Source organism: Desulfoplanes sp., from assembly GCF_054921335.1.
Map to the genome: position 1 here is coordinate 1 of NZ_JBUDSQ010000123.1, position 4,799 is coordinate 4,799.

Below are 4,799 nucleotides of genomic sequence, written 5' to 3' on the forward strand. Positions count from 1 at the left end.
TTGGCCGGAATGATCACCGTGCCTTTGGCCATGCGCTCCATGAGATCCTCGACGCGCAGGTTCTCCTTGGCGGCTACGGTGTGCATCTGTGGGGTGACAATGCCCTTGCGGGCTGCGTCCATCTGGGTGGTAAAGGTCATGGATGACTCCTGGAGGGTGAGAAACGCAATGTTGTGGTGGAAAATTTTTTTCCCAAAAAAAAAGACCCGCCTCACGGCAAGTCCGGTTCATGGCATAACCATGTCTTCAACCGGCTTTCCTACGGCAGCATTACCTGCATCAGGTCCAAGGGTCGGGCCATGCCCATCTCAGCCTTGCGGCTCCCCTAGCCACGTTTTTGATGCCACGGAGCCTCTGGCTTGTAAAGGGAGAGGTTGCAGGAACGGTCGAGACCTTAAAAATTGGTGTCGTTTCCGGTGTTCGGGGATGAAAAATCCGGATTTTGGAAAATTCGGATTTTTGGATAGAACAAACAATGGGGTGAGTCTCACAAAAACGTCAAACTGTTTTGCTTGTTGCGGAATTTCTCAAAAAATTGAAAATGTTGCTGGACTTTCATCCTGGAAGAGCGCAAAAAACACCGGTTTGTAATTTTTCTGCTCTCTGGAAATAAAGGAGAGCATTGTGGTTTTGTTTGCGTACATCATTCCAAAACGATTGTCTCACATTGCTGTCGGTTCACGTCCATACGCAAGATGTCACAAAATACAGGGTAAGAAATCTCCTTATCTCTTTATGGTGGGCATCAGGCTGCAATGTGATCGGCATCACAGTGGGGGACAATCGAAGAGAACAAGAAAAACAGGTGTAGAGAGCGTTATGGAAAATCTTCAGAAAAAATACGGGTTCTGGACCGCGACCGCCATGGTCGTGGGTATCGTGATCGGCTCGGGGGTATTCTTCAAGGCGGATGACGTGCTCAAGGCCTCGGGCGGTGATCTGCCCACCGCGCTTTTGGCATGGCTGATCGGTGGATCCATCATGGTTGTCACTGCGTATGTCTTCTCAAAAATCGCCACACGCATCGAACGGGTCAACGGTGTGGTCGACTATTTCGAGGAGGCCTATGGACAGAAGGCCGGGTATCTGGTCGCCTGGTTCATGACCTTCATCTATTATCCCACTTTGGTGGCCGTTCTGGCCTGGGTCTCCGCCAATTACACGGCCGGACTCATCGGCATGCCCGGGTCCGTCTGGGCCATTTCGGCCGTCTACCTGACCGCTTTCTTTTTGCTCAACTATTTTTCCCCGATTCTTGCCGGTAAGTGGCAGGTCACATCCACTGTCATCAAGCTTATTCCCCTGGCCCTGGTGGCTTTGGTGGGCGGTATTGCGGGACTGAACAGCGGACAGACCCTGGAGAATTTTGCCCAGGCCGCGCAGACCGTTTCTTCCGGCGGCGGGCTCGCCGTTGCCACCCTGTCCACGGCCTTTGCTTATGAAGGGTGGATCATTGCCACCTCCATCAACGCGGAACTCAGGGACGCCAAGAGAACCCTGCCCAGGGCCCTGGTGGTCGGGACCATCGCTGTGGTCTGTTTCTATATGCTCTATTATATGGGTATCTCCGGTGTTCTGACCAACGACCAGGTCTTGGCCGAAGGCGACGCCGCACCTGTCAGGGTCATCGCCCTGATTTTCGATCGGTTGAGCGGCACAGTGCTGACCGTGTTTGTGATCATCTCCTGTCTGGGCACCCTCAATGGCTTGATCATGGGCTCGGCCCGCGGCATGTATTCCATTGCCTCCAGGAAACTGGGACCCAAAGCCGATTTCTTCAGCGTGGTCAATCCCACCACCAACAGTACCATCCATTCGGCCGTGTTCGGCTATATCCTTTCCTGCGTGTGGCTGGTGGTCTGGTACGGCAATTTCGCGGGCTGGTGGGGCCAGTTCATGGATATCTCCGAGCTGCCCATTGCGTTCCTCTATGTCATCTACATCTCCATCTACATCTGGGTGATGAAGACCTTCACCGATCTGGGCGGGTTCAGCCGTTTCGCCTGCCCCCTGATGGCCGGAGCCGGTTCCCTGTACATTATCTGGGGAGCGATCCAAAAGGATATGTTCATGCATTTCCTGATCATCTCCCTGCTGATCCTGGCAGTTGGGTACATGCTCATGAAGGGCGGGAAGAAGTAACCCTTCTGCATTGTTTTTTAAACCAAACCGCATTAAGGGTTCGCGTGGGGTCACCTCCCTTGCGAGCCCTTTTTACGTGCACCATCTCCAACCCACACCACCATGCCTCTATTACCCGTTCCTGATTACCGTCCTGTCTGGCCATTGACCAACGGTCATGTCCACACTGTCTTTCCCACCTTGTTCCGGCCGACCCCCGTGACCTCCCCCTTGCGAGAGCGCATCGACACTCCTGATGGCGACTTTCTGGACATCGATGTGCATTGTGTACAGGGTAACCGTTCCGATACCGTAGTCATCATCAGCCACGGCCTCGAGGGTAATGCCCGCAAGAAATATCCCCTGGGCATGGCCAGGGAGATGAACCGCAGCGGGTATGATGCCGTCTGTCTGAACTTCAGGGGATGCTCCGGGGAACCCAACCGGTTGTTGCGTATGTACCACAGTGGAGTGACCGACGACCTGCATACGGTCATCCTGCATATGCTCCAAAAGGGGGGGTATGATCGCGTTTTTCTGGTTGGATTCAGCATGGGCGGTAACCAGACCCTGAAATATCTTGGAGAGTTCCCGGACAGGGTCCCCCGGGAGGTTAAGGGCGCAGCCGTTTTTTCCGTGCCCTGCGATCTGGCCGGGGCGTGCAGGGTCATGGATCGGCCGGGCAACAGGCTGTACATGGAGTACTTCATGAGGGGGCTCCGGCAGAAGGTATTGACCAAGGCGGGCATGTTTCCGGGAGTGATCGATACCACCGGGCTCGATCGCATCAGGACCTTTTCGGTGTACGATGAGCGCTACACGGCCCCGATCCATGGGTTCAAAGACGCGGGTGATTATTACCGCAAGGCGTCCTGTGGACCGTTTCTTTGCGCCATCACCGTTCCCTGCCTGGTCGTTCAGGCGAAGGATGACCCGTTCCTTTCTCCGTCATGCTATCCTGTCACGCACGCCGGACAGCATCCTGAACTTTTTTTGGAAATTCCCGACTATGGTGGCCATGTGGGTTTCCATCTCTTTGGAGCGGACAATATTTATTGGGGTGAAAAACGGGCAGGATGTTTTTTCCGCGAGATCATGGATAACTAGCCGGAAAGATACCGCTAAAGATAGCATTGGAGTAATAAATGGTTGAAAAAGATGTACTGACCCTGTTTGCCTGGCTGGTTACTTTTGTGGAACTCATTGGTATCATGACTGCGGCCCATGCCGTCATGCGGACGCGTACTTCACAGGGGGCTATTGCATGGGCCATTTCGCTGGTCACTTTTCCCTGGGTGAGTCTGCCCTTGTACGCGGTTTTCGGACGGAACAAGTTCAACGGGTATGTCCGTCTTCGAACCTCCAGGGATAGGGCCGTCCACCATGTGATCGAGCGTCTGGCCAGCCAGGCCAGGGAGAAAGAATCCATTGACGACGGGCTGGCCGAAGAATGGAAGGGCTTGGTCCGTTTATCGGATATGCCTGTCATGCGGCACAACACCTGCGATCTGTTGATCAATGGAGAAGCGACCTTTGCGGCCATGTTTGCGGATATGGAAAAGGCCACCTCCTATCTTCTGGTACAGTTCTTTATCGTCAAAGACGACGGATTGGGACGACAGCTCAAGGATATTCTCATACGCAAGGCCGGAGAGGGAATCCGGGTCTGTTTTTTGTACGATGAGATAGGGAGCCAGGGATTGACCGTGGAATATCTCAAGGGCCTGCAGCAGGCCGGGGTGATGGTTGCTCCCTTCCATACGACCAAGGGGAAGGCCAACCGTTTCCAGATCAATTTTCGTAATCACCGCAAGATCGTTGTCGTGGATGGAGAGGTCGCTTTTGTGGGGGGGCACAATGTTGGGGACGAGTACGTATCCCGCCATTGCAAGTTCGGATCCTGGCGTGACACCCATGTCCGGGTGGAAGGACCGGTGGTCAAGGCGGTCCAGTTTACTTTTGTCGAAGACTGGTATTGGGCACGTGGAAAAATTCCTGAAGGGTTGACCTGGAAGATGGTCCGTGCCGGACAGAAAGGCGAGGAGACATTGAGTATTGCCTCAGGACCAGCGGATAATGTGGATACCTGCGGGCTTTTTTTTGTCGAGGCCATCAATCGGGCCAGAAAGCGGATATGGATCGCCAGCCCCTACTTCGTCCCCGATCAGCGGGTCCTGGCGGCCCTCAAGCTGGCCGCCCTGCGTGGAGTGGACGTGCGTATCCTGTTGCCCCAGAAACCGGATCATCTGGCCGTGTATCTGGCGTCTTTCGCCAGGTACGAAGAAATCCTTCCTCTGGGCATCAAGCTGTACAGATACCAAGAGGGATTCATGCACCAAAAGGTTGTCCTGGTGGATTCTTCGTTTGCCGCCGTGGGCACGGCAAATATGGACAACCGTTCCTTTCGTCTCAATTTTGAGATCATGCTCCTTAATTTCAGCGGATCATTTATCACTCAAGTCGAGAGCATGCTCAAGGACGATCTGACAAGATGCCGGCCCGTCGATCTGAACGATTATCAGGGCCGCAATTTTTTGTTCAGATTCGCTGTCCGCGTGGCGGCATTGGTCTCACCCATTTTGTGAGCAAAAAAACTTTGAAGACTTTGAAGAAGACTCTGGAAGACTCTGGGACAGGCAAATAATACTGGCCACCCCGCCCCCTCCATGCTAAGCAAG

4 protein-coding genes and 1 riboswitch are annotated in these 4,799 nt (G+C 53.9%); of the genes, 3 read left to right on the top strand and 1 reads right to left on the bottom strand.

Translation table 11 applies throughout. From position 1 onward, the window contains the following. Positions 1–140, bottom strand: a 140-nt coding sequence (locus ACY692_RS14105) for a phosphomethylpyrimidine synthase ThiC (RefSeq protein ID WP_462326022.1), incomplete at its 3' end; no start/stop codon positions are given. Positions 141–239: 99 nt separating this feature from the next. Beyond that, a riboswitch (TPP riboswitch) is annotated at positions 240–337 on the bottom strand. A gap of 482 nt (positions 338–819) precedes the next feature. On the opposite strand from ACY692_RS14105, the gene ACY692_RS14110 reads away from it, so the two are divergent. The 3 genes from ACY692_RS14110 to cls all read left to right on the top strand — a co-directional run bounded on the left by ACY692_RS14110 (position 820) and on the right by cls (position 4,706). Next, positions 820–2,142, top strand: a complete 1,323-nt coding sequence (locus ACY692_RS14110; RefSeq protein ID WP_462326019.1) for an APC family permease — start codon at positions 820–822, stop codon at positions 2,140–2,142. Between the two features lie 102 nt (positions 2,143–2,244). Next, positions 2,245–3,228, top strand: a complete 984-nt coding sequence (locus ACY692_RS14115) for a YheT family hydrolase (protein ID WP_462326020.1) — start codon at positions 2,245–2,247, stop codon at positions 3,226–3,228. A 38-nt stretch (positions 3,229–3,266) separates the two neighbouring features. Next, positions 3,267–4,706: a cardiolipin synthase gene (gene cls / locus ACY692_RS14120; RefSeq protein ID WP_462326021.1), complete on the top strand. Its 1,440-nt coding sequence runs from the start codon at positions 3,267–3,269 to the stop codon at positions 4,704–4,706. The last annotated feature ends 93 nt before the right edge of the window (positions 4,707–4,799 follow it).